The following is a 23,314-nucleotide window of genomic DNA, read 5'->3' as shown; positions in this document are numbered from 1 at the left end:
ATGTCGCTATAGTTCAGTTCCGGGCCGCCTATTGGCCCGTGGGCGTGAGTGTGCGCCCTGTATGTGCGGTTTCCGTTGGTGAAAGATGGAGATATGATGGAGAACTTCCACTTTGACGAACATTTTGACGAACGGGCTACCCATGACTGAGTCCATGCCTTCTTTACCGATATCTGACGAATGTAATGGATTGGTGCTGATTGCCGAGGATGAACCGGAAATCGCCGAGATTCTGCGCGCCTACCTGACCCGCAGTGGCTTGCGCACGCTTCATGCGCCCGATGGTCGTAAAGCGCTGGAGCTGCATCTTGCGATGAAGCCGGATTTGGTGCTGTTGGATGTACACATGCCGCAACTGGACGGCTGGCAAGTGCTATCCGGCATCCGTCACCGTGGCGATACGCCGGTCATTATGTTGACGGCCTTAGATCAAGATATCGACAAACTGATGGGGTTACGCATCGGCGCTGATGATTACGTGGTAAAGCCGTTTAACCCGGCTGAAGTGGTGGCGCGCGTTCAGGCGGTACTCCGGCGTACCGGGCTGAGAGCCGCACCGTCGGCCTCTCGGTTCCTGCGTTGTGGGGTTTTTCAGGTTGATGTGGAAAACCACGAAGTGGTGGTGGAGCGAGACCATCACCGTCAGGTGCTGGAGCTGACGTTAACGGAATTCCGCTTGCTGGCGCATATGGCGCGAGCGCCGCGCCGGGTGTTTACCCGAGACGAGTTGCTGGTGTCTTGCTTACCGGAAGGCGATGCGCTGTCTCGCACCGTGGACAGCCACATCAGTAAATTGCGTAAAAAGCTGGCGCAACTGGGTCTGGATGGGGTGCCATCCTGCGTGCGAGGCGTTGGCTATCGACTGGGAGAGCCATCATGACCGCCATGGAGGGACTCAGCCGCCAGATTATGCGCTCGATGGTGGTACTGGCGCTGTCGATCACCCTGCTGATGGTGGTAGGTTCGTACCTGTTCTATGCACTGATGCTGTATGTTTCGCCGGAAAGCCTGTCGCCGAGCGATCAGTGGCTGCCTACCACCATTGAATGGCTCTGGATGGCGGGCACCACTTTGTTGGCGTTGGTGATTGCCGTGGTGAAAGGAATAAGGCTGGCACGGCGTATTTTGGTGCCCGTCAACTCCGTAGCCCACAGTTTGCGCCAGATAGCCTGCGGCGAGCTGAATGCCCGCGCGCAAACCGATGATGACTCGCTGGGCGAGGCGGCAAGGCTTGTGCATGATTTCAATGTGATGGCAGAACGATTGGAGCGCATGGCGCAAGAGCGCGCTTTCTGGAATGCCGCCATCGCCCATGAATTACGCACGCCGGTGACGATTTTACGCGGCCGACTGCAAGGGTTGGCGGAAGGCGTGTTCAAACCGGATACCGTGTTGTTTCATAATTTACTGACGCAAGTGGAAGGGCTGGGGCGGCTGATAGAGGACTTACGGGTCGTTGGGCTGGCTGAGAGCGGCCACCTTGAGCTGCACTGGCGGCAAACGCAACTCGATAGCGAGGTGATGGCCGTCGTGAGCGCTTTTGGCCCGACGCTACAGCGTGCGGGCTTTCACCTTGAATTGGCGCTGGATGCTCACCCGGTGCAGTGTGACCCGGTACGTATTCGTCAGGCGCTACTGGCGCTGTTGGAAAATGCGCAAAAATACGCCGATCCCGGCCTGCTGGTTATCCGCGCCGAAGTGGATAATGCTCAGGCCCGTCTTAGCGTGTCGGACAGCGGCCCCGGTATTGACCCGGTATTGGCCGACAAGATTTTTGATGCCTTCCAGCGCGGCGATACCTCGCAGCGCAGTCCGGCCCACCAACCCCACAAAGGGAGCGGACTGGGATTGGCGGTGGTACAGGCGATCGCGCAGGCCCATGGCGGCGAGGCGCGTTGCTCTACGGCGTCAAGCGGCGGTGCGCAGTTTATGCTGCGTTGGCCGACGTTATCACCGGCGCGCCACGCCGCCAGCGAGACGAACGACACCCTGCTGCCTGCATCGCCCTAATCGTCAGCACAGGTGATGGAATCATCGCCAGCGCCGCGCAAGTGGGCCAGCAGGTTGTTTGCCTCCGGCTGTAGCGTGGCCCCGGCTTTGATGCCGAGCCAGAGCCGTCGCCGCGCCCAGCTATCGCTGAGTCGAATCGCGTGAAGTTCCGTTCCTAAAATCTCAGGGCGAACCGCCCCTTGTGGCAGGATGCTGATGCCAAGCCCGGCCTCGGTCATCCGGCAGATGCCATCGAAACTGCTGACCTGAATACGCAGGCGCAGTATGTTGCCATTATCTTCGGCTGCGTCTTGCAGCAGTTTGAGCAGCGAGCTGCCATTGTTCAGGCCGACAAAGTCATAAGGCAGCGTATCGGCAAAGCTGACTTGCTGCCGTCCGGCCAGCGGGTGCTGTGGGCCCACCAGCACCACCAGTTGATCTTCCCGATAGGGCATTTTCTCCACTCCCGGCGACGGCACATTATCGGCAAAAATGCCCAGGTCAGCCTGACCGGTTACTAGCGCGTTGACCACGGTTTCACTCAGCTTCTCCTCCAGATGAATTCGAACGAGCGGGTGAAGCTGTAAAAATGCAGCCAGCTCCTGCGGCAAAAACTCGATGATGGCCGACGTATTGGCCCAGATGTGTACCTGCCCGCGCGCACCGGCGGCGAAATCTTGCATGTCGGCGGCCATACGCTCGACGCGGCTTAACACCTGACGGGCGTGCTGCACCAGCTCCTTGCCAGCGGCGGTCAGCGCCAGACCGCGCGGCTGACGAATAAACAGGGCGCAGTCCACCGTGCGTTCCAGTTCGGCCACGCGCTTACTCAGCGCAGACAAAGTCATGTGATGCGTGGCGGCGGTTTTGGTCAGGCTGCCAAGACGAGCAACCTGTAAGAACAGGCGCAATGAGTGTAGGTCAATGTGGCTGGGGTTGATCATGGCCGATAACGCTCGTTAAAAACAGACGCGCGCAGCCTAACATGCCCGACCCTTTCCTGACAGGAAAGGGTAATGGAGTATTGAAGGATTATCAAAACCGCGCATCGGGCCTAGGATGTTATCAATTTGTTGAGCAACGTCTCTGCCCGGCGTTGCGGTAACGCCCGTTAACGCCGGGTATAGCCCGGTAACATAAGGAGCGCACTGATGATAAGCCATATTGACCATATCGTACTGACCTGCGTGGATATTGCCGCTACCCGACATTTCTATACTCAGGTATTACAATTGCGCGAAGAAACCTTTGGCAACGGGCGCGTTGCGTTTCATTTCGGTCAGCAAAAAATTAACCTGCATCAGCGCGGCGCGGAATTCTCGCCGCATGCGCACGTGCCTGTGCCCGGCGCGCTGGATCTCTGTTTTATTGCAACCGAACCGCTGGAACAGGTGATTGCGCATGTGCAACGCTGCGATTGGCCGATTGTCGAAGGGCCGGTGACGCGCACCGGCGCCATGGGGGTCATCCGCTCGATTTACCTGCGCGACCCCGATTTAAACCTGATTGAGATAGCGCAATACCTGAACCGCGCAGACGACTGAGTGTGCGTGTATCAGTGCAGGGTGACGTGATTGTGCAATTGACGATGATGTGGAAACTGAGGGCGGTATGTTGTCAGGCGATGTGATGATGTGTTTGGTGCTGGGAATGGGGCTTGGCATTTGCGGTGGGATGTTAGGTATCGGCGGCGGGCTGATCGCCATTCCGGTGATGGGCATGCTATTGGGGATGAATCAGCATATGGCGCAGGGCACGGCGCTGGTGATGATAACGCCGAACGTCTTGATAGGCTTTTGGCGTTATCGGCAGCGTAATCATATTGATACCCGCATGATGTTGAAACTCTGCGCCTTTGCCACGGTGTCGGCTTATCTGGCAGCCCATGTTGCCTCGGCAATCCAGGTGAATAATTTGCAGACCGCGTTTGCCCTGTTCCTGCTGGCGCTGGCGGTTTACTACATCTGGCAGTGGATTAACAGCAAGCGTAGCCGCAAACCGGCGGTGGTACTCTCGCCACGTTATCTGCCGGTTTTGGGGGTAGCCAGCGGTTTTATGTCCGGGATTTTTACCGTTGGCGGTGGGCTGGTGGTGGTGCCTGCGCTGGTGACGCTGTTTGGTTTTACCCAGACGCAGGCGCAAGGAATGGCGCTGGCGTTGGTTGTGCCCGGTGCGTTGGCTGCCTTGGCCTCTTACGCGCAGGCCGGTAATGTGGATTGGGCAACCGGCGTGCCGCTGGCTATCGGCGGTATTCTCAGCGTGTCATGGGGCGTGGCGTTGGCGCATAAATTGCCGGTGATAGCGCTGCGTTTAACGTTTTGTCTGGTGCTGGTTGGCGTGGCGCTGGTGATGCTGTTAGGTAAATAAGCCACGGCGCGATCGTTGGCTGGCATGTTGCTATCATTGCCGTTACAATCGCGCTACCGATTAACCTATAGAAAATCAATAAGGAGGAAACACTATGCTGCGCCGTGAATTGTTTAACACTTCACACCCTCTTGGTGATTGCCGCTGCTCAAGCGTTATCGATATCGTGCTGCGATAACGGTGGCTTGAGCGAAGCAACCTTTTCCCTTCTCTCGGGCTTACCGGGTTCGTCAGCGTTGTGTTGACGAGGCGTTATTACGCCTATAACTCTTGAGTAAGCAATGAGCACATTACTGACCGCACACGCACTGAGCGTGACCACCCCATTCGGCACTCTGCTGGATAACGTTTCATTTACCCTGAAAAAAGGCGACCGCCTTGGACTGATCGGCCATAACGGTTGTGGCAAAAGCACGCTGTTGCATGTGCTTGACGGATCGCTGATGCCGCAAAGCGGCAGCGTCACCCGCGCCCATCACTGTCTGCTGGCCCGCGTTGAACAACATCTGCCAGCTGGTTTACACCCGCTGACGATGCTCGACGCCGTGCTTGACTGTGTGCCGGTTGCCGAGCGCCTTAGCGAGCGCTGGCGCGCGGAAACGCTGCTGGCGCAGATGGGCTTTGCACCACAAGACTGGCAACTGAGCGCCGGTACACTCAGCGGCGGCCAGCATACCCGGCTGTTGCTCGCCAGAGCGCTTATTACGTCGCCGGATTTATTGCTGCTTGATGAGCCGAGTAACCACCTTGACCTGCCGACGCTGCTGTGGCTTGAGCGGTTTTTGCAAAGCTGGAGCGGCAGCTTCATGCTGGTTTCGCATGACCGCCAGTTACTGGATAGCGTGACAAACGGCAGTTATATTTTGCGCGACGGCCAGTTGCATTATTTCGCGCTGCCATGCAGTGCCGCGCGTGAAGCGCTGGCGGCGCGCGATAGCAGCGATGCGCAGCGCCACCAGGCGGAGCAGAAAGAGATTGACCGTGTCAGTGCCAGCGCCAAACGGCTGGCAACCTGGGGGCGGGTCTACGATAACGAAGATCTGGCGCGCAAAGCCAAGCAGATGGAAAAACACATCGTGCGGCTAAAAGAGGCGCAAACCGAGCTCAGTCGCGGTTATCAGTGGCGTCTTACCCTGAGCGGCGAGGCGATTGATGCCGACCGGTTACTGGAAATCAATGCGCTTGCGGTACATCCGGCGGCGGAAAGCCCGATGCTGTTTCACGTCGCACTTCAGCGGCTGAAAAGCGGCGACAGAGTGGCGGTTATCGGGCGTAACGGCTGCGGTAAATCCTCGCTATTGCGCCTGTTATGGCAGCAGTTTTGTCTGGGGCAGGGCGGGGAAGCGATACGCTTTCATCCCCGACTCACGTTAGGCTACTACGACCAGACGTTACAGCAGCTACGTGATGATGACAGTTTGCTGGATGCCCTGACGCCGTTTGAGCCACAACAGCAGGTGCGTAAAATGGCGCTAATCAGCGCCGGGTTTGCCTGGTCGCGCCATCAACAGCCGGTGGCGACATTAAGCGGTGGCGAACGCGCCCGGCTGTTGTTTGTCGGGCTGTCGCTGGCGCGCTATGGCATGCTGATGCTTGATGAGCCCACCAACCACCTTGATTTGGAAGGCAAAGAGGCGCTGGCGCACACCTTGCAAACCTTCTCCGGCGGTGTGTTGTTGGTCACGCACGATCGCACGCTGATAACCCAGAGCTGCAACCGTTTCTGGCTGGTTGAGGCGGGGCACTTGAGTGAATGGCACGATCTGGATGCGTTATACCGGCAACTGAGCGAACCCGGCGCAGGCGAGCAGCCCACGCGACCTGTCGCACCCGCTGGTGATGACGCGGCAAGCACGGGGAATGACCCGCAGCAAGAGGCGCTACTTGGCCAACTGGTGGCGCTGGAGCAACAGTTAGCGCAAGACATGGCGCGTAAACCGAAACATCAAAAAACCGGCGTTGCAGGCCGCCTGGCGTACAGAGATAGCCCGCCTGAGCGTGTTGCTGGATCTGGTGTAACCCTCGGTGCCCCCTCGGTTGAGGGGGCATAACCACCGCGCCGGGCCAGGTTTTACCGGTGCCAATCGGTATCACGGGACGCAGTAATTATCGGGTAAGCCTGGCTTGCCTGCGCTACCTTATCAAAACACACATCATCGAAGAGAGGTCGAATGGTTATGCCCCGTTCGCTTGTGGCTTCCCCGCATCAGCCGATTGCCGGACAACCCGCGCCGATACTGCATGCGTTGCCGCGCCCGGTCTATTTTCGCAGTTATCCGTTGCAAAAAGAGACGGAGGTGGCTGAACACTGGCACCCTTTTGTCGAGTTTCTTTATGCGCGCGAAGGGGGAATGCGGGTTGCGATAGAAGGCAAAACGCTGATTGTGCCGGTGCTCTATGGCGTCTGGATACCGGCGCAGGTGCCGCACCGCGTTCAGGCCACCAGCGATGTGCTGTTAGAGAGTTTGTACATCGAGCCGGATTATGTCGATATTGCGCCTCGCGGCAGCAACGTGGTGCTGGTCAGCGACTTTATTCGTGAGTTCATCCACTACGCGACGCTGAATGTACCGGAGCAATATGATAGCGATGGCGAGGATGCCAAACTGGTCAGCGTATTAACCACCCTGCTAACGCAGTTGCCCGATGCCGGTTTCTCCCTCGTCTGGCCCTATTCAGCACCGCTGATGCGTGTCTGCCGCGCCATTCAACGGGCACCAGAACAACCGCATGCGATTGAGGTCTGGGCCAGTCAAACCGGCATGTCGGTGCGCACCTTTTCTCGTCGCTTTAAAAAAGAGACCGGGCTTACCTTCAGCGAGTGGAAAAAGCGCCTGCGCTTGCTGGAAGCGGTGGTGCGGCTGAAGAATAACCACAGTGTGACGCAGGTGGCGCTGGAACTGGGCTATGCCAGTACCGCATCGTTTACGTTTGCTTTTCGGCAGATGTTTGGGGTGCCGCCTACGCGTTATTGACGGCACCGGCTTGCGTTGTAGTGCTAGCGCGCCAGCAGTAGCAATAGCGGGAACAGCAGTGGAGCCAGCAGTGAAGTGATGATGCCGCACAGCACCAGCGCCAGCGAGCTGAAAGCCCCTTCCTCATAGTCGAGTTCCGCGCAGCGCGCGGTGCCAAGCGCATGTGCCGCTGTTCCCATCGCCAGCCCGCGCGAGGCTTTGGTGTGAATGCGCATGGCGTTAAGCAGCAGATGCCCGAATACCGCACCGAGAATACCGACAAAGATCACACACACCGCGCTGATGGCGGGGATGCCGCCGAGACTGCCGCCAACAGCCATAGCAATCGGCGTGGTGACGGATTTCGGCAGAATGGAGGCGGCGATAGCGGGCGAAGCACCCAGCCGCAGCGCAATCCAGGTGCCGCTTATCATGGCGACCACACTGCCTAGCACGCACACGCTGATAATCGATTTCCAGCGTGCCCGAATCTGATGCAACTGTTCATAGAGCGGGAACGCCAGCGCCACCACCGCCGGTTGCAACAGGCTATTGAGCACCTGGCTGCCGTTAAAATAGCGCGCGTAAGGAATGTGGCTGACCAGCAAAAAAGGGATCAGCACCGCCATCGCGACCAACAGCGGGTTTAGCAGCGGGCTATTCAGCCGCCGGGACAGAGCGCGCGCGCCAAAAAACACCAGCACGGTGAGCGGTAATGACCAGAGTACATCAGGCAACATGGCTCGCTCCTTTTTCTGATTCACCCGGCTGCGAGGTTGCTGTGCGGCGATGCAGCAGGTGTGAGCAGCCGCTGACGGTGATCAGCACGATAAGGGTGCTGACACCGCACGCGATAACCAGCGGCCACCATTCGGCGCGTAAGACCTCGGTATATTGCATAATGCCAACGCCAACAGGCACGAACAGCAGCGCCATGTAGCGGATAAGCAAATGACAGCCGGGCTTCAGCCAATGCGCGGGAATCACGTGCAGTGATAGCAGGAAGAACAGTATCAGCATACCCAGCAGGCTGCCGGGTAAGACCACCGGCAGCACGCCAGACAGCGCGGTTCCAACAGATAAACAGGCATAAATCAGTAAAAAGGCTCTGGACTGTTGCCAGATGTGCATCATAAACGTGTGCATAAATGTGTCTGCCACCGCAAAGAAGTGAAGGGATAACCGTGGGGATTATCGCGCGCTTTGCGGTGGCGTTTATTATTGCATCAGGACGATGTTTATCGAATAAGAGACAACTGCGGCGATGGCCCGCCGCGTTTGTGTTGTTTGGCCGACGGAGTAGGCGGGTTTAGGCTGGCAGACCGGGTTAGTTTGACGAAGTGATGTTCAGCGCGTCGTACAACCGTACCAGTTCTGCCAGCGAGTCGGCCTGCATTTTTCGCATCACGGCGGCGCGCCGTACTTTGACCGTCACTTCGCTTATTCCCAACCGGGCGGCAATCTGTTTGTTCAACAGCCCGGCAACCACCCCTTGCAAACACGAGCTGCTCACCGCTGCTCAGGCTGTCATAACAGGCGCGCAGCTTTTCATGCACCTCGGCAAGGTGGCGCTGGGCGCTATCTCGAGCCAGCCCTTTTTGAATGGCATCGAGCAGTTCCTGCTCACGAAACGGTTTGGTGAGAAACTCTAACGCCCCGGCTTTCATGGCCCGTACCGACATCGGAATATCGCCATGGGCGGTAATAAAAATCACCGGTAAGGCCAGACCTGAACGGTTCATCTCATCGTGAAAATCGAGTCCGCTGATGCCGGGCATACGCACATCGAGAATCAGGCACGCGGGCCTGTCAGGGCGCGGGGCGTCAAGAAATTGCCGTGGTGAGGCGAACGCCTGCGCTTCCAGCCCGACCGAGGCGAGCAAATCCTCCAGCGAGGCACGAACGGAGGCATCATCATCGACGATATAAACAATCGGCGCCGGTGCATGTTGGCTGGAAGAATGTTGGCTAAAAGAATGTTGATTGGAATCATGCATGTGTTGAACTCACTGTTGGCGTGGGCGCGCCCGGCAGGGTAAAGCAGAAGGTGGTGCCCCCTTGCGCGTTGGTTGTCGCCCAAATCTGACCGCCGTGCGCCTCGACAATGGCGCGGCTGATGGTCAGGCCAATCCCCATACCGGTTGATTTAGTGGTAAAAAACGTTTCAAACAGGCGCTCATGGGTTTGTGCCGAAAGACCAACGCCGTTATCGCTTACGCTAAAACGAATATCGCCTTGATCATCGCGCGTGACGTGAACGGCCAGCGTTCGTACGTCGCGTTCGGCCTCGGCGATAGCCTCAATAGCGTTGAGGATAAGATTCATCAACACCTGCTGAAGCTGAATTTTATCAGCCAGTATTGGCGGCAGCCCATCGGCCACCGTCACCGTAAACTGAACGCGTTGCTCGACCAGCTCATTACGGATCAGTAAGAGCATTTCATCAAGCGTATCGGTGATGTTGAGCCAGGCTTTTTGTGCCGGCGTGCGGCTGGCGAACCCCCGAATACGAGCGATGATTTCGCTGGCCCGGTTGGCATCATGAATCATGCGCTGCACCGCTAACTCGGCCCGCGCCTGATTGGGCGGCGAGGCATGCAACCAGCGCAGGCAGGCGTGTCCGCTGGTCACGATAGACGCCAGCGGCTGATTGACCTCGTGTGCGATGGAGGCCGTTAACTCGCCCATCAGGTTCACGCGCGAGATTTGCGCCAGTTGGGCGCGGGCTTCATGATAGGCGTTTATCGCCGCAGACATTTTTAACGCCAGATACGTAGACAAACTGATGGCCACCAGGCTTATCAGGCAGTTAATCAGGCTCGCTTCGCCGCCGTCGGGTTTACTGAGCTGGTAACTCAGCAGCGTCAACAAGATGCACCACAGCGCCATGGCCGTCACGCCGCGTGGATTAAAGCAGCGCACGGCCAGCAGCACGACCGCTATCTGAAATACGCCGACGGCAATATCCAGGTCGGTCAGGGTATCGACCACGGCGATACCCAGAGACATCAATACCAGCGGGATCACCCGCAGCGCCTGTACCATAGGGCCGGTACGCGTTTTATCGCTCATTGTCACAGACCTTTATTGATGCACTTGAAAGCACGCCGGTTGCTGGCGGAAAGCCTCTCTCATTACAGACCGTAACGGTTATGACGGGTTCTCCAGACTGAACAGATCGTTGGTGTCGTCGTAGGCGAACAACTCGGCATAGCGCCCCCATTGTATTGCGCAGTTTAGTGCCTGCAAGGCATCGATTTCAGACATAAAATCCTCCAGTTCGTCACGAAAGCGTCGTGCCGGAGCGGTGCGCGATGAGCGCTCATCCAGCACGCGGCGGATGTGGGCTACCAGCGGAACATAGCTTAACAGGTGCTGGGCGAACAGCTGTTTACGTTCATCGACGCCTGCGCTGGCGTAGCGTCCGGCGGCGGGTAACAGCCGAATATCTCCGCCTTTCAGTTCAGCAAAACGCAGTAATTGCAGCGTTTCTGCCACGGGAAACAGTTCATCGGCAGTATAATGCAGCTCGTTAGCCAGCTCCGGCAAATCGGCTTTTCCGGCATAGGGCGCAGCCTGTAGTGCTTCTATCAACCCTGACAGCGAGTTGGTGGAAACGCGAGGCAACACCATGCCAAGCCCGGAGCCGGGAATAGTGCTCTGGCGCAGGGTATCGCTGTCGCTATCGGTGGTCATTTTAACGTAAATATCTTCAACCAGCGCCCGAAATGCCGGGTCCTGGCGGTTACGCGGTTGCGGCAGCTCTACGCGAATCTCACTGGCAACCCGGCCTGGATTGATAGAGAACAACACGATGCGATCGCACATTAACACCGCTTCTTCGATGTTGTGCGTCACCATCAGGATCGATTTTATCGGCATGCGGCGCTCTGCCCACAGTTCCAGCAGATCGGTACGCAGCGTTTCAGCCGTCAGCACATCCAGCGCGGAGAAGGGCTCGTCCATCAGCAGAATATCGGGGTCTACCACCAGCGCACGCGCCAGACCGACCCGCTGGCGCATCCCGCCGGAGAGCTCTTTGGGATAGGCGTTTTCAAAGCCATCCAACCCGATAAGGTCGATAGCCGCCAGCGCCCGCTTGCGCCGTAACTCAAGCGGCACGCGTTGCGCTTCCAGCCCAACCTCAACGTTTTGTTGCACGGTCAACCACGGAAAGAGCGCAAAACTCTGAAACACCATGCTTACCGTAGACGGCTTGCCTTGGGCATCTGACGGGAAATCAACGTCGCCTGCCGTCGGGGTAATCAGCCCGGCAATCGAGCGCAACAGCGTCGATTTGCCAGAGCCGGAGCGCCCGAGCAGGCCGACAATTTCATTCTCGCCAAGCTGAAGGTTGACATCATCGAGCACTAATCGCTCGGCTCCTTGCTTGCCATAGACATGGCGCAGGTGGCGCACCTCGACCAGGCTCTGTTGCCCGGACGCCGTGAATGGGTGAGGCGTGGCGTGATGAAGCTGAATCATGATGGACTCCTTAACCGAGGCGCAGACGGCGTTCGGCGAATTGATACAAAGGGCGCCACAGCAGGCGGTTAAACGCAATGACAAACACCGACATCACGGCAATACCCAACGCGACGCGTGGAAAATCAGCCGCTGTCGTGGCGTTGGCGATGTAGGCGCCAAGCCCGGTTGCCTCAAGGTGTTGCTGACCCCATGAAATCGATTCGGACACGATACTGGCATTCCATGAGCCGCCGGCTGCGGTTAATGCGCCGGTGACGTAGTAAGGGAAGATGCCGGGGAGCGCCACCTGTCGCCACCACTGCCAGCGCTTGATGCCGTAAATACGCGCCGCTTCGAGCAAATCGGTCGGCAGCGTGCTGGCACCGGCTATCACGTTAAACAAGATGTACCACTGCGTCCCCAGTACCATCAGCGGCGATAGCCACACATCGGGGTTGAGGTGATAACCGGCAATCAAAAATACCGCAAAAGGAAACAGCACATTCGCCGGGAAGGCAGCCAAAAACTGGGCCAGCGGTTGCAGGCGCTCGGCCGCCGTCGGATGTAAACCAATCCACACGCCGACCGGCAGCCAGATGAGGCTTGCGATGATAATCAGCGCCACGACGCGCGCCATGGTAATCAACCCCATACCGATAGCGCTCAGTACATCGGCCAAACCGAGTGATGCACCGATGAACTGCACCAGTTGCGCAACGCCTGCGATGACGCTTATCACCACCACAACCTGCCACAGCCGATCCGTTATCGGGTAGTAACGTGCGCTTACCGGAAAATGCCAGCGGCGCGGCAGCGGCGGCAGGCGTAGCGATGCCAGCAGGTGAAAAGGCCAGCAGACGGCGTTGATAATCAGCGTGGATAAGTGGGTACGGCGCATCAGGTCATAGACCCAGGAGCGCGGCCTTTTTTGTGATGCGGTCTGCTCGAAACGGAATTTATCCGCCCAAGCGACGACCGGGCGGAACAGCAGTTGATCGTAGAGCACGATGACGATGGTCATCGCGACGACCGCCCACAGGATGGCGTACAGATTTTTCTGCTCGATAGCCAAAGCCAGCCAAGAGCCGATACCGGGCAGGCTGACAGTGGTATGCCCAACGGTGATGGCCTCGCACGCCACCACAAAAAACCAGCCGCCGGACATCGACATCATCATATTCCACACCAGGCCGGGAATGGCGAAAGGCAGCTCCAGACGCACAAAGCGCCGCCATGATGAGAAGCCAAACTGTTGGCTGACCTCATGCAAATCATGCGGCACGGTACGCAATGACTGAAAGAAACTGAAGGTCATATTCCAGGCCTGGCTGGTAAAAATGGCAAAAATCGCCGCGCACTCGACACCCAGTTGGCTGCCGGGGAATAGCCCCATAAAAAACGTTACCGTGAAGGTTAAAAAACCCAGTACCGGCACCGACTGCAAAATATCCAGCGCCGGAATGATAACCTGCTCCGCCTTACGGCTTTTGGCGGCAAGCGTGGCGATAACCAGTGTGAACAGTAGCGACACGCCTAAGGCCACAAACATGCGTAGCGTTGTGCGCAGGGCGTAGGCGGGCAACAGATGGGTATCCAGCGTAACCGGGCTGACATCCAGCACCGAGAGCGGCAGGCTCATCTGCTCAATGCCGTAGACGACCAGCACCGCCACGACCAGGAACAGGGCAAAGAACAGCAAGTCCGCCCGGTAAGAAGGGGCGATGGGGCGCTGACGCATCGCGGTTTGGTTGTCAGTGAGTGTGTGTTGAAGTGGGTGGCGCATGGTTTTCCTCACAGTGTCACAGGCCTTCGCCAACGTCATGCTGGCCGGTGATGACAGGGCATCTTCCGGCATGGGGGCGGCTCGCATACCTATTTTTTTACTCGCGCTTGTTGCTCGTGATGGTTGCTCGTGCTGTTTCGTCAATGCCACAGCGTTGCTGTCTTACAAGTATTGACGACAATCGATGAGCGCTGACCATCAATGAGCGCAGAGGTGCGATTAAGCATGTCGGGCCTTTTTCGGTGGGGAAAATAAAATAATCATTACCCTGAGTCCACGATTAAATAGTATCGATGGGATATACCAAAGTATATTTTGGTGAGACGAATGCAGTGTTGTGATGATTATTTTCTCTCTTTATGCTGCGCTTATTATTTATGGGTTGATAAAAATAAAAGGGGGTTGTGTGGAAATACAATCAGGCTGTGACGTTAATAACAAACCACCATAGCGGGTGGAAAAAAAAGTGAAGTAAAGCGAGGAAATAACATGAACCTGACCCTGTTTGTCTCAAATCTTTTACTGGCGATGATTCTCGGCGGCATCATCGGTGCCGAGCGCCAGTGGCGTCAGCGTATGGCAGGCTTAAGAACGAATGCTCTGGTTGCCACGGCAGCAGCCATTTTTATTCTTTGCTCGCGCGCGATTGAACCTGTGAGCGCCGGGCGTATTGCCGCACAGGTGGTTTCGGGTATTGGCTTTTTGGGCGCGGGTGTAATTATGCGTGATGGCATGAATATTCGCGGATTAAATACAGCGGCGACATTATGGTGTTCAGCCGCTATCGGTTTATTGTGTGGCATGAGTTTATATGGGGAAGCGGTGGTGGCCGTGATGATTATTTTATGCGCCAATATTGTATTGCGTGAATTAGTGCAGAGAGTGAATCAGCCGTCATCGTGCCCAACGCAAGCGCCGACGACGCGATATCGGGTAGAAGCGCATTGCCATTCACCGGATGAAATTACGGTGCGGACGCTGATGTTACAGGCGATTAATTTAACGTCGCTGCATTTATATTCATTGCGCAGTGCGGATATGACGGAAAGCACCATGGAAGTCAGTGCCGACATATTGGCCAGTGGCCCGGCGCAAAAGGAGGTAGAAGCGATGGTGTGCCGTATCAGCCTTGAGAAAAGCATCAGTTCCGTGACATGGCGTGTGCTACCGGTGCTGGCGGAGTAACGCGGAGTCGCTCTACGAGAAAAGCAGGGAGAGGACGGTGCCTCTCCCTGAATGATGAGCGCAATCGCGGTGTTATCAGAAGCGGTCAAGCTCCATCACTTTCACCCAGGCGGCGGTGAAATCCTTGACGAATTTCGCCTTGCCGTCCTCACTGGCATACACTTCAGCCAGCGCGCGTAACTGCGAGTGTGAGCCGAAAATCAGATCAACACGTGTGCCAGTCCATTTCAGCGCTCCCGTTTGGCTATCGCGGCCCTCAAACACCCCCTCCTCGGCAGACGGCTGCCAGCGGGTGCCCATGTCGAGCAGGTTAACGAAGAAATCGTTGCTCAGTACGCCAGGGCGTTTAGTGAAGACACCGTATTGGCTCTGGTTAACATTGGCACCCAGTACCCGTAAACCGCCAACCAGCACCGTCATTTCCGGGGCATTAAGGGTCAGCAGTTGTGATTTATCGACCAACAGGGCTTCAGCGCTGACGCTGTATTGCCCTTTCTGATAGTTACGGAAACCATCGGCAATCGGCTCCAGCACGGCAAAGGACTCGACATCCGTTTGTGCCTGGCTGGCATCCATTCGGCCCGGTGTGAAGGGCACGGTAATCGGATGACCGGCGGCCAGCGCCGCCTGTTCGATGGCCGCACCGCCTGCCAGTACAATCAGGTCAGCCAGCGACACGCGTTTGTCGCCCGGTTGCGCCTGATTAAACGCCTGCTGAATGCCTTCCAGCGTCTGCAACACACGATGCAATTGTGCCGGCTGATTGACATCCCAGCTGTTTTGCGGCGCAAGCCGAATACGTGCGCCGTTCGCGCCGCCGCGCTTATCTGAGCCACGGAAGGTTGACGCTGAGGCCCAGGCGGTCGCAACCCATTCTGCGGTGCTAATGTCGGATGCCAGAATGTCGGTTTTTAATGCGGCAATATCCTGCTCGGTAATCAGCGGGTGGTTCAGCGCCGGGATCGGGTCTTGCCAAATCAGCTCTTCAGCCGGTACATCCGGGCCGAGATAACGCGCGCGCGGGCCCATGTCACGGTGTGTCAGCTTAAACCAGGCGCGGGCGAAGGCATCGGCAAACTGCTCTGGGTGCTCATAAAAACGGCGTGAGATTTTCTCGTAATCCGGGTCAAAGCGCAGCGACAAGTCGGTGGTCAGCATCGTTGGGACATGGCGCTTTGCCGGGTCATGGGCATCGGGAATTTCATCAGCGCCCGCGCCGTTTTTAGGCCGCCATTGATGGGCACCCGCCGGGCTTTTGGTTAATTCCCACTCGTAGCCGAACAGGTTCTGGAAAAAGTAGTTGCTCCACTGGGTGGGCGTTTGCGTCCAGGTGACTTCCAGCCCGCTGGAGATAGTGTCTGCCCCTTTACCGCTGCCATAGGCACTGGCCCAGCCAAGCCCCTGCGCTTCGATACCGGCGGCTTCGGGCTCCGGGCCGACCAGTGCGGCATCACCGGCACCGTGGGTTTTACCAAAGGTATGACCGCCTGCGATTAACGCGACCGTTTCTTCATCGTTCATCGCCATGCGACTGAAGGTTTCGCGAATATCCTGCGCGGCGGCCAGCGGGTCAGGATTGCCATTCGGGCCTTCCGGGTTGACATAAATCAGCCCCATCTGCACAGCCGCCAGCGGGTTTTCCAGGTCGCGCTCGCCGGAATAACGCTTATCACCGGCAAGCCAGGTGCTCTCGTTACCCCAGTAGACCTCCTCTTCCGGCTCCCAGACATCGGCACGACCACCGGCAAACCCGAAGGTTTTAAAGCCCATTGATTCCAGCGCTACGTTGCCGGTCAGGATCATTAAATCGGCCCAGGAGATGTTCTGGCCATATTTTTGTTTGATAGGCCACAGTAAGCGGCGAGCTTTATCTAGGTTGACGTTATCCGGCCAGCTATTGAGCGGCGCGAAACGCTGTTGACCCGCTCCTGCGCCCCCACGGCCATCACCGGTACGATAGGTGCCTGCGCTATGCCAGGCCATGCGGACAAACAGCGGGCCGTAGTGACCAAAGTCGGCGGGCCACCAGGGCTGAGAGTCCGTCATCAGCGCGTGCAGGTCTTTTTTCAGTGCGGCTAAATCCAGGCTATTGAACGCATCCGCATAATTGAAATGGTCATCCAGCGGGTCAGAGGCGGATGTGTGCTGATGCAGGATCTTCAGATTGAGTTGATTAGGCCACCAGTCGCGGTTGGTGGTGCCGCGCCCTTCAGCACTGCTGGCGGCTTTCGTGTGGTGAAAGGGGCATTTACTTTCCGTTGTCATGCTTGTTACCTCTGCTCATGTTTGCCTGTCTGCCCGGTGGGTGATTCGGCCAGGCGGAATAAGACGGACAGGTGAGAATTGATGCTGCGGGCGCTCACCTCCATGCTAGTCAGGGGGGTGCCGGGTGCGCACAGCAAGGCTAAAATTCACTTTAATCTTAGACACCTCTTGCTGAGAGATGAAATCGAATTACATGAATATTGTGATAGCCCATGACTATTTAATTATTGTCGATTGATTAATTTATTTTTACATCGAGGGCGCTGAGGTGTTTTTTAGCCGTTTTCGCTCACGTCGCGTCCAGGATAAATAGGCAATGGAATGCGAACGTTTTCAGCGTTATCGGATGGTGATAGCGAGGGATAGCGGTATACTGCCCCTCGCTTTGATCAACAGAGAGAATGATATGGCTTTGATAAAATCGATAATACAGGCCGGTGGCGCACTGGTGCTGACCATCAGTCTGGGCGCACAGGCGGCCGGCTGGCAAGAGTCGCTCTCCAATGCCGCCAGCCAACTGAGCGCAGGGAAGGGTGCCACTGAAGGTAATGCTGAGAGTAACAATCTGGCTGGATTGAGTGCGCTGCTTAATGGAAGCCCACAATCACTGAGCTCCAAGAGCATGAATAATGCTGCTGGCATTCTGGGCTACTGCGTAAAACAAAAATTCGCGGTGGCCAGCAATACCGATTCGATTAAAAATCAGCTATTAACCAAGCTAGGCCTCACCACGCCACAACAACAACAGCAAACCGGGTATCAGCAAGGACTGGCTGGATTACTGACGACCGGTGATGGCAAGTTGCTGAATTTAAACTCGATTGGCAGCTCGGCGCTGGCTGAAAAAGTCAAAGCCAAAGCCTGTGATCTCGTGTTAAAGCAAGGCATAAAATTCATTTCTTGAGTGTGCATTCGTGCTCCCGGGAAGCGTGCCGCGCCCCGGGGGTGGTAGTCGGGAAGCGGCACGTTTTCTTGGTTATCTATTTATCGAGTCGTCCCGATGATATTCGCACGGTAAGCGCTCCACCCTGGCCCGAGAACCAGTTAGGTTGTGGCGCATCGCCGATGCCCATCACCCGCATCAACCAGAGATGCCATCAATCAGCAATGTTTAACGCATTCTGATTATTAATTTCACGGGCTTCCTGATTATGAAGGCAGCCCTTGTTAACACCCCTCATAAATAATCATGCTCGGGTTATTAAATGGATTTATTCACTATAACCAATATCTTAAAAAGGATTTTAAAGTGATTTAAATAAAAAATACTACGGCTGGAGAGATTGCCGATATTAAATGATTAATTACCGGGTTGTCTTTTTGTAAAAGCCAGGCGTTAGGCATTAAGTGGAAATGAAGAGTTACACTGCTTTTCTGATTAAAAAATACCCAAAATGAAATGGGAGACTGAGCTGAATTTTCAGAATGTTATTCGTGCAGGAATTCAGCGTGGTTGCTGGCAAGCCACTCGGCAACGTATGTTGCACGATGATAAAAAGAGTTCGCTGATGAACACGCAGTGGCTTAGAAACCAACAAGCCATCGCGTATCAACAAGCTATCGCGTATTTCTCCGCGCTGGGATGCGCAAGCAAGGAGGGCAGGGCTCGTGCGCGTGATGTCTCGGTTCCAGTTTAATCCCTATAGATGAGCACACCGTTGCTCCCGCACTCTGGCGATTCGACATTATTTAGTTATAGTTAGTGAATGTTAAGCATCATTCTGTATTGTGGATTAGGATGTGAACTCGATTTCATATCCGAAAAAAGCCTTTTTTCTGCACCTGTTCCTGCGATTGCCCTGTTAGGCTAAACGCATAATGTTGTAGAGAACCTTAAATTATAGGTATTTATCACTGTGAGCGAACTGTATACCGCTGAAGGCACAATGGATAAAAATTCATTATGGAAGCGCTATGTTCCTTTAGTGCGCCATGAAGCCTTGCGCTTACAGGTTCGTCTTCCGGCAAGCGTTGAGCTCGATGACCTCTTGCAAGCCGGAGGGATAGGGTTACTTAGCGCAGTTGAGCGTTATGACTCGCTGCAAGGTACAGCGTTTACTACGTATGCCGTACAGCGAATTCGCGGCGCTATGCTCGATGAGCTGCGCAGTCGCGATTGGGCACCACGCAGTGTCAGGCGTAATGCCCGGGAAGTCGCACAGGCAATGCAGCAGACTGAACAGTCTCTTGGCCGTGTGCCAACGGAGCTGGAAGTGGCCCAAACCCTGAATATTCCGCTTGAAGAGTATCGGCAGATTCTTCTGGATACCAATAATAGCCAGTTGTTTTCTTACGATGAATGGCGTGAAGAACATGGGGACAGCGCTGAAGCGCTGTTGGAGGGCAGTGAAGACGCCAATCCTCTTAATCAACTGATGGATGTGAGCTTACGTCAGCGGGTGATGGATGCGATTGAAAATCTTCCAGAACGTGAAAAAATGGTGTTGACACTCTATTATCAGGAAGAGCTGAACCTAAAGGAAATTGGCGCAGTTCTTGAGGTGGGAGAGTCACGTGTCAGTCAGTTGCATAGCCAGGCGATCAAGCGTCTGCGTGCGAAATTAATGAGTGACGTTTAATTTAGGCGCGCAGACATGGAGTAGTATCACTCTATAGTCAGGAATGGACTCATGCCTCAATCAACCAGGAAGAAGCAACTTCTTAGTCGTTATTTGAAAGATTTCAAGCACAAACAGACGCACTGTGCTAACTGTACAAAGGAATTGGATCGCGTTTCTCTCGTGTTCCGCGATCAACTCATCAATAAAAAATCGATTACGATGATGGATCGCCTTATTGACCAGGCGATTTGGGAGTCGGTACAGGAAGAGCTTATCCCTCTGTGTCGTTTTTGTAGCGAAGTCTTTTGTAATACACACGCCAATTATTTTGACATCAAAGCCTTTACTCAATATCTCATCGAGCAGACTGAAGTTCGGCATAGCACCATGCGTGAATATGTCATCCGGCTACGTCGTTTAGATGAGCTGCTCGTGGCTAAAAATTATCCGCAGGAAAGTTTTGCCTCCGACGGTAACGTTCAGCAGCGCATTTGCGACTATTTGCCCGATATTGAGCAGACAACCTACCGAAGTGCATTGCGAAAATACGACCAGTACCTGCATTGGCAGAAACATTACTAAGGTCTTGTTTGCTTTTGCGTTAGCGCATTGTGTTAATGAATTCTGCTAATGACGTCTGTTGATGAATTGTAACAATGCATATTGTTATGTGATGACAGTGTAAAAATACTTGCCAAAAGAGGCATAAATAGCGCACTGTCATCTTATTGACATCGATGGAACGTAGTTTTATCAATGATGTCGGATGCCCGATGCGATCAATCATTATTCGTTTGAATAGTTATTGTCACAGTAAGGAGCACAAATGGTAGAGTCCTTTGCTGGACACCACACTGAGTATACAGACCCGTTTTTACCGCATGTTCCATGCGGTGCTCAACTCTCCCGCTCAATTTCTTCCAACACCACTTTTTATTGTCAAAACGGTACCGGAAAAACCATCACTTATCGCCAGGCGATGGGGTGGTTACTGGCGCCGTGTTTTCATTTTCATACCCGTTGCGGCTTAATAAGGAAGCCAAATCTCATGTGTGAACGAAACACCGTCGGCCTGCGTATTCAGCCGAATTGTCAGTGAAACAAACTGTAAGGTGCCACTATGGGAAGACAAAAAGCAGTGATCAAAGCGCGTCGTGAAGCGAAACGAGTTATTAGGCGCGAATCACGTAATCATCGTCAGCGTGAAGAGGACTCCGTCACGTCTCTGGTGCAATTGGGCGGAATCGAATCTATCGGCATGGCCCGTGAAAGTCGTGATACTTCTACCATTGCAGCGCGTAATCAGGCCCAGACGCTCTATCTGTCCGCCATAGAAAACAAGTCATTGATTTTTGCCAGCGGTGAGGCCGGGTGCGGAAAAACGTTTCTCAGTGCGGCTAAAGCGGCACAGGCGCTGCTTCACAAAGAGGTTGAGCGCATTATTGTCACCAGACCGGTGTTGCAGGCAGAAGAGGATTTAGGGTTCCTGCCTGGCGATATCGCAGAAAAATTCGCCCCTTATTTCCGTCCGGTTTACGATGTGCTCCAGCGCCGTTTGGGGTCTTCGTTCTTACAGTATTGTTTACGCCCAGAAATTGCCAAGGTGGAAATCGCGCCATTTGCATACATGCGTGGTCGTACATTTGAGAATGCGTTTGTTATTCTTGATGAAGCGCAGAATGTCACGGTTAATCAGATGAAAATGTTCCTGACGCGTCTGGGCGAGAATGTTACCGTCGTTGTCAATGGCGATATCACACAATGTGACTTGCCTGCGGGAGTAAAATCAGGCTTACGTGATGCGTTAGAACGGTTTTCCGAAGATGAAATGGTCGGCATCGTTAATTTTGCGACACAAGACTGTGTGCGTTCAGAGATTTGCCAGCGAACATTAATCGCTTATTCCTGACATAAAAATGGGGCTGCGTATGCAGCCCCATTGCTTCAGACGTTAATCAGCGATGGCCTAAGCGAAGGGCACCCATATGACTTGTCTGCTGATGCATACCCTGATGGTTGCTATTCGAGAGTTTGAAAATTTCAACGGACTGGCGTAAGCGCGTCGCCTGATCGTTTAATGAATCTGCGGCTGAAGACGCTTGCTCTACCATGGCAGCATTCTGCTGCGTAACCGATTCCATTTGGTTGATGGCGACATTAATTTGTGAAATGCCACGGCTTTGCTCTTCTGAGGCCAGAGAAACCTCATTCACTAAACCTGACACACTCTGAATAACGTTTTTCACGTTACCAATAGCCTCGCGTACATCGTCAGCTTGTACAGTACCTCGCTGTACCGCAGAGATAGCGCTATCAATCAGGGTTTTTATCTCTTTCGCCGCAGAAGATGAGCGCTGTGACAAGTTTCTGACTTCGCTGGCCACGACCGCAAACCCTCGGCCATGCTCACCAGCCCTCGCCGCTTCAACGGCGGCGTTGAGCGCCAGAATATTAGTCTGAAAGGCGATACCTTCAATCAGGTTGGTGATATCTGCCACTTTTTCTGAGCCATTAGCGATCTCTTGCATGGCCGAGATCATCTTTTGTACCGACTCATTACCATGCTCTACCGTGTGGCTAGCCTGCTGACTCAGGCGATTAGTCTGAGCCGTGTTATCAACATTACTCTCAATGGTTGATGAAATCTCGTGCATGCTTGCAGCGGTTTGCGCCAGTGACGAGGCTTGCTCTTCTGTACGAGCAGACAAGTCCTCATTCGCTGCGGCAATCTCTCCTGCGGCAGTTGAGACGCTTTCACTGGCAGAGCGCACATCGGAAAGGACATCCGAAAAACGTTGAATCAACTGATTAAAGGCGCTGGATGTCTGGCCAATCTCATCGTTTTTACTGGCGTCAGCACGCAGCGTTAAGTCCAGGTTTTCACTGACAGAGATAAGCGTTTGACGCAGAGCATTCAGGCTACGGCGTACATAACTGATGATTATCGTCGACAAGGTTCCTGCGACCAGTAAGGCAACAACAATGAGGCCGACCAGGCCAAAAAACGCTTGTTTAAAGTTGCTGCCGTTTTGTGCTTGTAAGCCACCAGCCAGCTCGACATTGTAAGCATATTGATCCTGAAAACCCTTCACCAGCTTGCCCTGAGCCTGGGTAAGGTAGCCATTATCCGCAAAGGCTTTTTCAACGGCCTGACTGTCGGTTTGAGCTTGCTGGAGCAGTTTCTCTTTGGCGGCGCGAAAATCGTTTAAATATTGCAGATTATTATTGGCCATCTGCAAGTCTTGCGCATCAGAAACCAGGCCGTTGCGGTAGGTGGTGTTGAGTTTCTCAACCGTGGCCAGATTGCTTTCAATCGTCTTTTTTAATGCGTTTTTCTGTTGTTCATCACGGGTTAAAAACATCAGCGACAAGTCATTAAGCGCGTTACTTAATGCATTGTTGGCTTTTACTAAATTGTCGAGACTGGGTAATGTGTTAACCATCACATAATCCAGACGATCTTTGGATTGACTTAATAGTTGAAGGCCCAGGCCACCGACGCTAATCAATGCGAGAGTGAATATACTGATAGCAATGGCCAACTTTTTTACGATAGTCATATTGGAATACTCCGCCAGGATGCGCATGGTAAGAAATGTGATGGTTTAACGCATTTTCGATAAACAATCTATTTTAGTTAGATTAAGTGAACATTAAAGAACTTAAGGATTCACTTTTTCTTTATCTTGTCAGGTAATAGCTAAATAGAAAAGAGGGGATGGTAAGTTGATTTTAAGTATGGT

Annotated in this window: 19 protein-coding genes and 1 pseudogene; 11 read left to right on the top strand and 9 right to left on the bottom strand. The window is 54.5% G+C overall.

What is annotated here, in order from left to right; translation table 11 throughout:
- The first annotated feature begins 142 nt into the window (after positions 1-142).
- Together O1Q98_RS04595 and O1Q98_RS04590 are read left to right on the top strand one after the other, a co-directional pair.
- A complete protein-coding gene (locus O1Q98_RS04595) occupies positions 143-880 on the top strand; it encodes a response regulator (RefSeq protein ID WP_125258990.1) in 738 nt (245 codons plus the stop codon).
- Complete coding sequence (locus O1Q98_RS04590) at positions 877-2,010, top strand: ATP-binding protein (RefSeq protein ID WP_125258991.1); 1,134 nt, start codon at positions 877-879, stop codon at positions 2,008-2,010. The genes O1Q98_RS04595 and O1Q98_RS04590 overlap by 4 nt, the downstream gene beginning before the upstream one ends.
- Here the strand turns inward: O1Q98_RS04590 and O1Q98_RS04585 are convergent.
- The gene (locus O1Q98_RS04585) at positions 2,007-2,933 is read right to left on the bottom strand and encodes a LysR family transcriptional regulator (protein ID WP_125258992.1); all 927 of its coding nucleotides are present in this window, start codon (positions 2,931-2,933) and stop codon (positions 2,007-2,009) included. The genes O1Q98_RS04590 and O1Q98_RS04585 overlap by 4 nt on opposite strands.
- Before the next feature lie 207 nt (positions 2,934-3,140).
- Between O1Q98_RS04585 and O1Q98_RS04580 the strand changes: the two genes are divergently transcribed.
- The 4 genes from O1Q98_RS04580 to O1Q98_RS04565 all read left to right on the top strand — a co-directional run bounded on the left by O1Q98_RS04580 (position 3,141) and on the right by O1Q98_RS04565 (position 7,331).
- Positions 3,141-3,533: a VOC family protein gene (locus O1Q98_RS04580; protein WP_125258993.1), complete on the top strand. Its 393-nt coding sequence runs from the start codon at positions 3,141-3,143 to the stop codon at positions 3,531-3,533.
- Between the two features lie 67 nt (positions 3,534-3,600).
- Positions 3,601-4,356 (top strand): sulfite exporter TauE/SafE family protein, encoded by a 756-nt coding sequence (locus O1Q98_RS04575; RefSeq protein ID WP_125258994.1) that lies wholly within the window; start codon positions 3,601-3,603, stop codon positions 4,354-4,356.
- A gap of 281 nt (positions 4,357-4,637) precedes the next feature.
- Positions 4,638-6,407: an ABC-F family ATP-binding cassette domain-containing protein gene (locus O1Q98_RS04570; protein ID WP_423201724.1), complete on the top strand. Its 1,770-nt coding sequence runs from the start codon at positions 4,638-4,640 to the stop codon at positions 6,405-6,407.
- Between the two features lie 120 nt (positions 6,408-6,527).
- A complete protein-coding gene (locus O1Q98_RS04565) occupies positions 6,528-7,331 on the top strand; it encodes a helix-turn-helix transcriptional regulator (RefSeq protein ID WP_269975651.1) in 804 nt (267 codons plus the stop codon).
- 23 nt (positions 7,332-7,354) lie between these two features.
- Here O1Q98_RS04565 and O1Q98_RS04560 read toward each other — a convergent pair whose 3' ends face one another.
- The 6 genes and pseudogenes from O1Q98_RS04560 to O1Q98_RS04535 all read right to left on the bottom strand — a co-directional run bounded on the left by O1Q98_RS04560 (position 7,355) and on the right by O1Q98_RS04535 (position 13,560).
- Positions 7,355-8,050, bottom strand: coding sequence for a CidB/LrgB family autolysis modulator (locus tag O1Q98_RS04560; protein WP_125258996.1), 696 nt, complete (start codon positions 8,048-8,050; stop codon positions 7,355-7,357).
- Positions 8,040-8,456: a CidA/LrgA family protein gene (locus O1Q98_RS04555; RefSeq protein WP_125258997.1), complete on the bottom strand. Its 417-nt coding sequence runs from the start codon at positions 8,454-8,456 to the stop codon at positions 8,040-8,042. The genes O1Q98_RS04560 and O1Q98_RS04555 overlap by 11 nt, the downstream gene beginning before the upstream one ends.
- A gap of 181 nt (positions 8,457-8,637) precedes the next feature.
- Positions 8,638-9,307: pseudogene (locus tag O1Q98_RS04550) on the bottom strand (response regulator transcription factor).
- Complete coding sequence (locus tag O1Q98_RS04545) at positions 9,300-10,382, bottom strand: sensor histidine kinase (protein ID WP_125258999.1); 1,083 nt, start codon at positions 10,380-10,382, stop codon at positions 9,300-9,302. Before O1Q98_RS04545 ends, O1Q98_RS04550 begins: the two are co-directional and overlap by 8 nt.
- Positions 10,383-10,460: 78 nt before the next feature.
- Positions 10,461-11,795, bottom strand: a complete 1,335-nt coding sequence (locus tag O1Q98_RS04540; RefSeq protein ID WP_125259000.1) for an ABC transporter ATP-binding protein — start codon at positions 11,793-11,795, stop codon at positions 10,461-10,463.
- 10 nt (positions 11,796-11,805) lie between these two features.
- On the bottom strand, positions 11,806-13,560 hold the full coding sequence (locus O1Q98_RS04535) for an ABC transporter permease (RefSeq protein ID WP_125259001.1): 1,755 nt from the start codon (positions 13,558-13,560) through the stop codon (positions 11,806-11,808).
- A 489-nt stretch (positions 13,561-14,049) separates the two neighbouring features.
- Here O1Q98_RS04535 and O1Q98_RS04530 point away from each other — a divergent pair, with 489 nt between their 5' ends.
- On the top strand, positions 14,050-14,745 hold the full coding sequence (locus O1Q98_RS04530) for an MgtC family protein (RefSeq protein ID WP_125259002.1): 696 nt from the start codon (positions 14,050-14,052) through the stop codon (positions 14,743-14,745).
- Positions 14,746-14,820: 75 nt separating this feature from the next.
- Here O1Q98_RS04530 and katG read toward each other — a convergent pair whose 3' ends face one another.
- A complete protein-coding gene (katG, locus tag O1Q98_RS04525) occupies positions 14,821-17,010 on the bottom strand; it encodes a catalase/peroxidase HPI (protein ID WP_125259003.1) in 2,190 nt (729 codons plus the stop codon).
- Between the two features lie 406 nt (positions 17,011-17,416).
- On the opposite strand from katG, the gene O1Q98_RS04520 reads away from it, so the two are divergent.
- The 4 genes from O1Q98_RS04520 (at position 17,417) to phoH (ending at position 21,480) form a co-directional block, all read left to right on the top strand.
- Positions 17,417-17,914 carry a YjjA family protein gene (locus O1Q98_RS04520; RefSeq protein ID WP_125259004.1) on the top strand — a complete coding sequence of 166 codons (498 nt, stop codon included), beginning with the start codon at positions 17,417-17,419 and terminating at the stop codon, positions 17,912-17,914.
- Between the two features lie 952 nt (positions 17,915-18,866).
- Positions 18,867-19,589, top strand: coding sequence for an RNA polymerase sigma factor FliA (locus tag O1Q98_RS04515; RefSeq protein ID WP_125259005.1), 723 nt, complete (start codon positions 18,867-18,869; stop codon positions 19,587-19,589).
- Positions 19,590-19,640: 51 nt separating this feature from the next.
- Complete coding sequence (fliZ, locus tag O1Q98_RS04510; protein WP_125259006.1) at positions 19,641-20,153, top strand: flagella biosynthesis regulatory protein FliZ; 513 nt, start codon at positions 19,641-19,643, stop codon at positions 20,151-20,153.
- 538 nt (positions 20,154-20,691) lie between these two features.
- Positions 20,692-21,480 (top strand): phosphate starvation-inducible protein PhoH, encoded by a 789-nt coding sequence (phoH, locus tag O1Q98_RS04505; protein WP_125259007.1) that lies wholly within the window; start codon positions 20,692-20,694, stop codon positions 21,478-21,480.
- A 46-nt stretch (positions 21,481-21,526) separates the two neighbouring features.
- On the opposite strand, the gene O1Q98_RS04500 is transcribed toward phoH, so the two are convergent.
- Positions 21,527-23,131, bottom strand: a complete 1,605-nt coding sequence (locus tag O1Q98_RS04500; protein WP_125259008.1) for a methyl-accepting chemotaxis protein — start codon at positions 23,129-23,131, stop codon at positions 21,527-21,529.
- Positions 23,132-23,314 lie beyond the last annotated feature (183 nt).

Source organism: Dickeya lacustris (assembly GCF_029635795.1).
GTDB lineage: Bacteria > Pseudomonadota > Gammaproteobacteria > Enterobacterales > Enterobacteriaceae > Dickeya > Dickeya lacustris.
The sequence above is the reverse complement of the archived record's forward strand: the minus strand, read 5'-3'. Positions and strand labels throughout refer to the sequence as shown.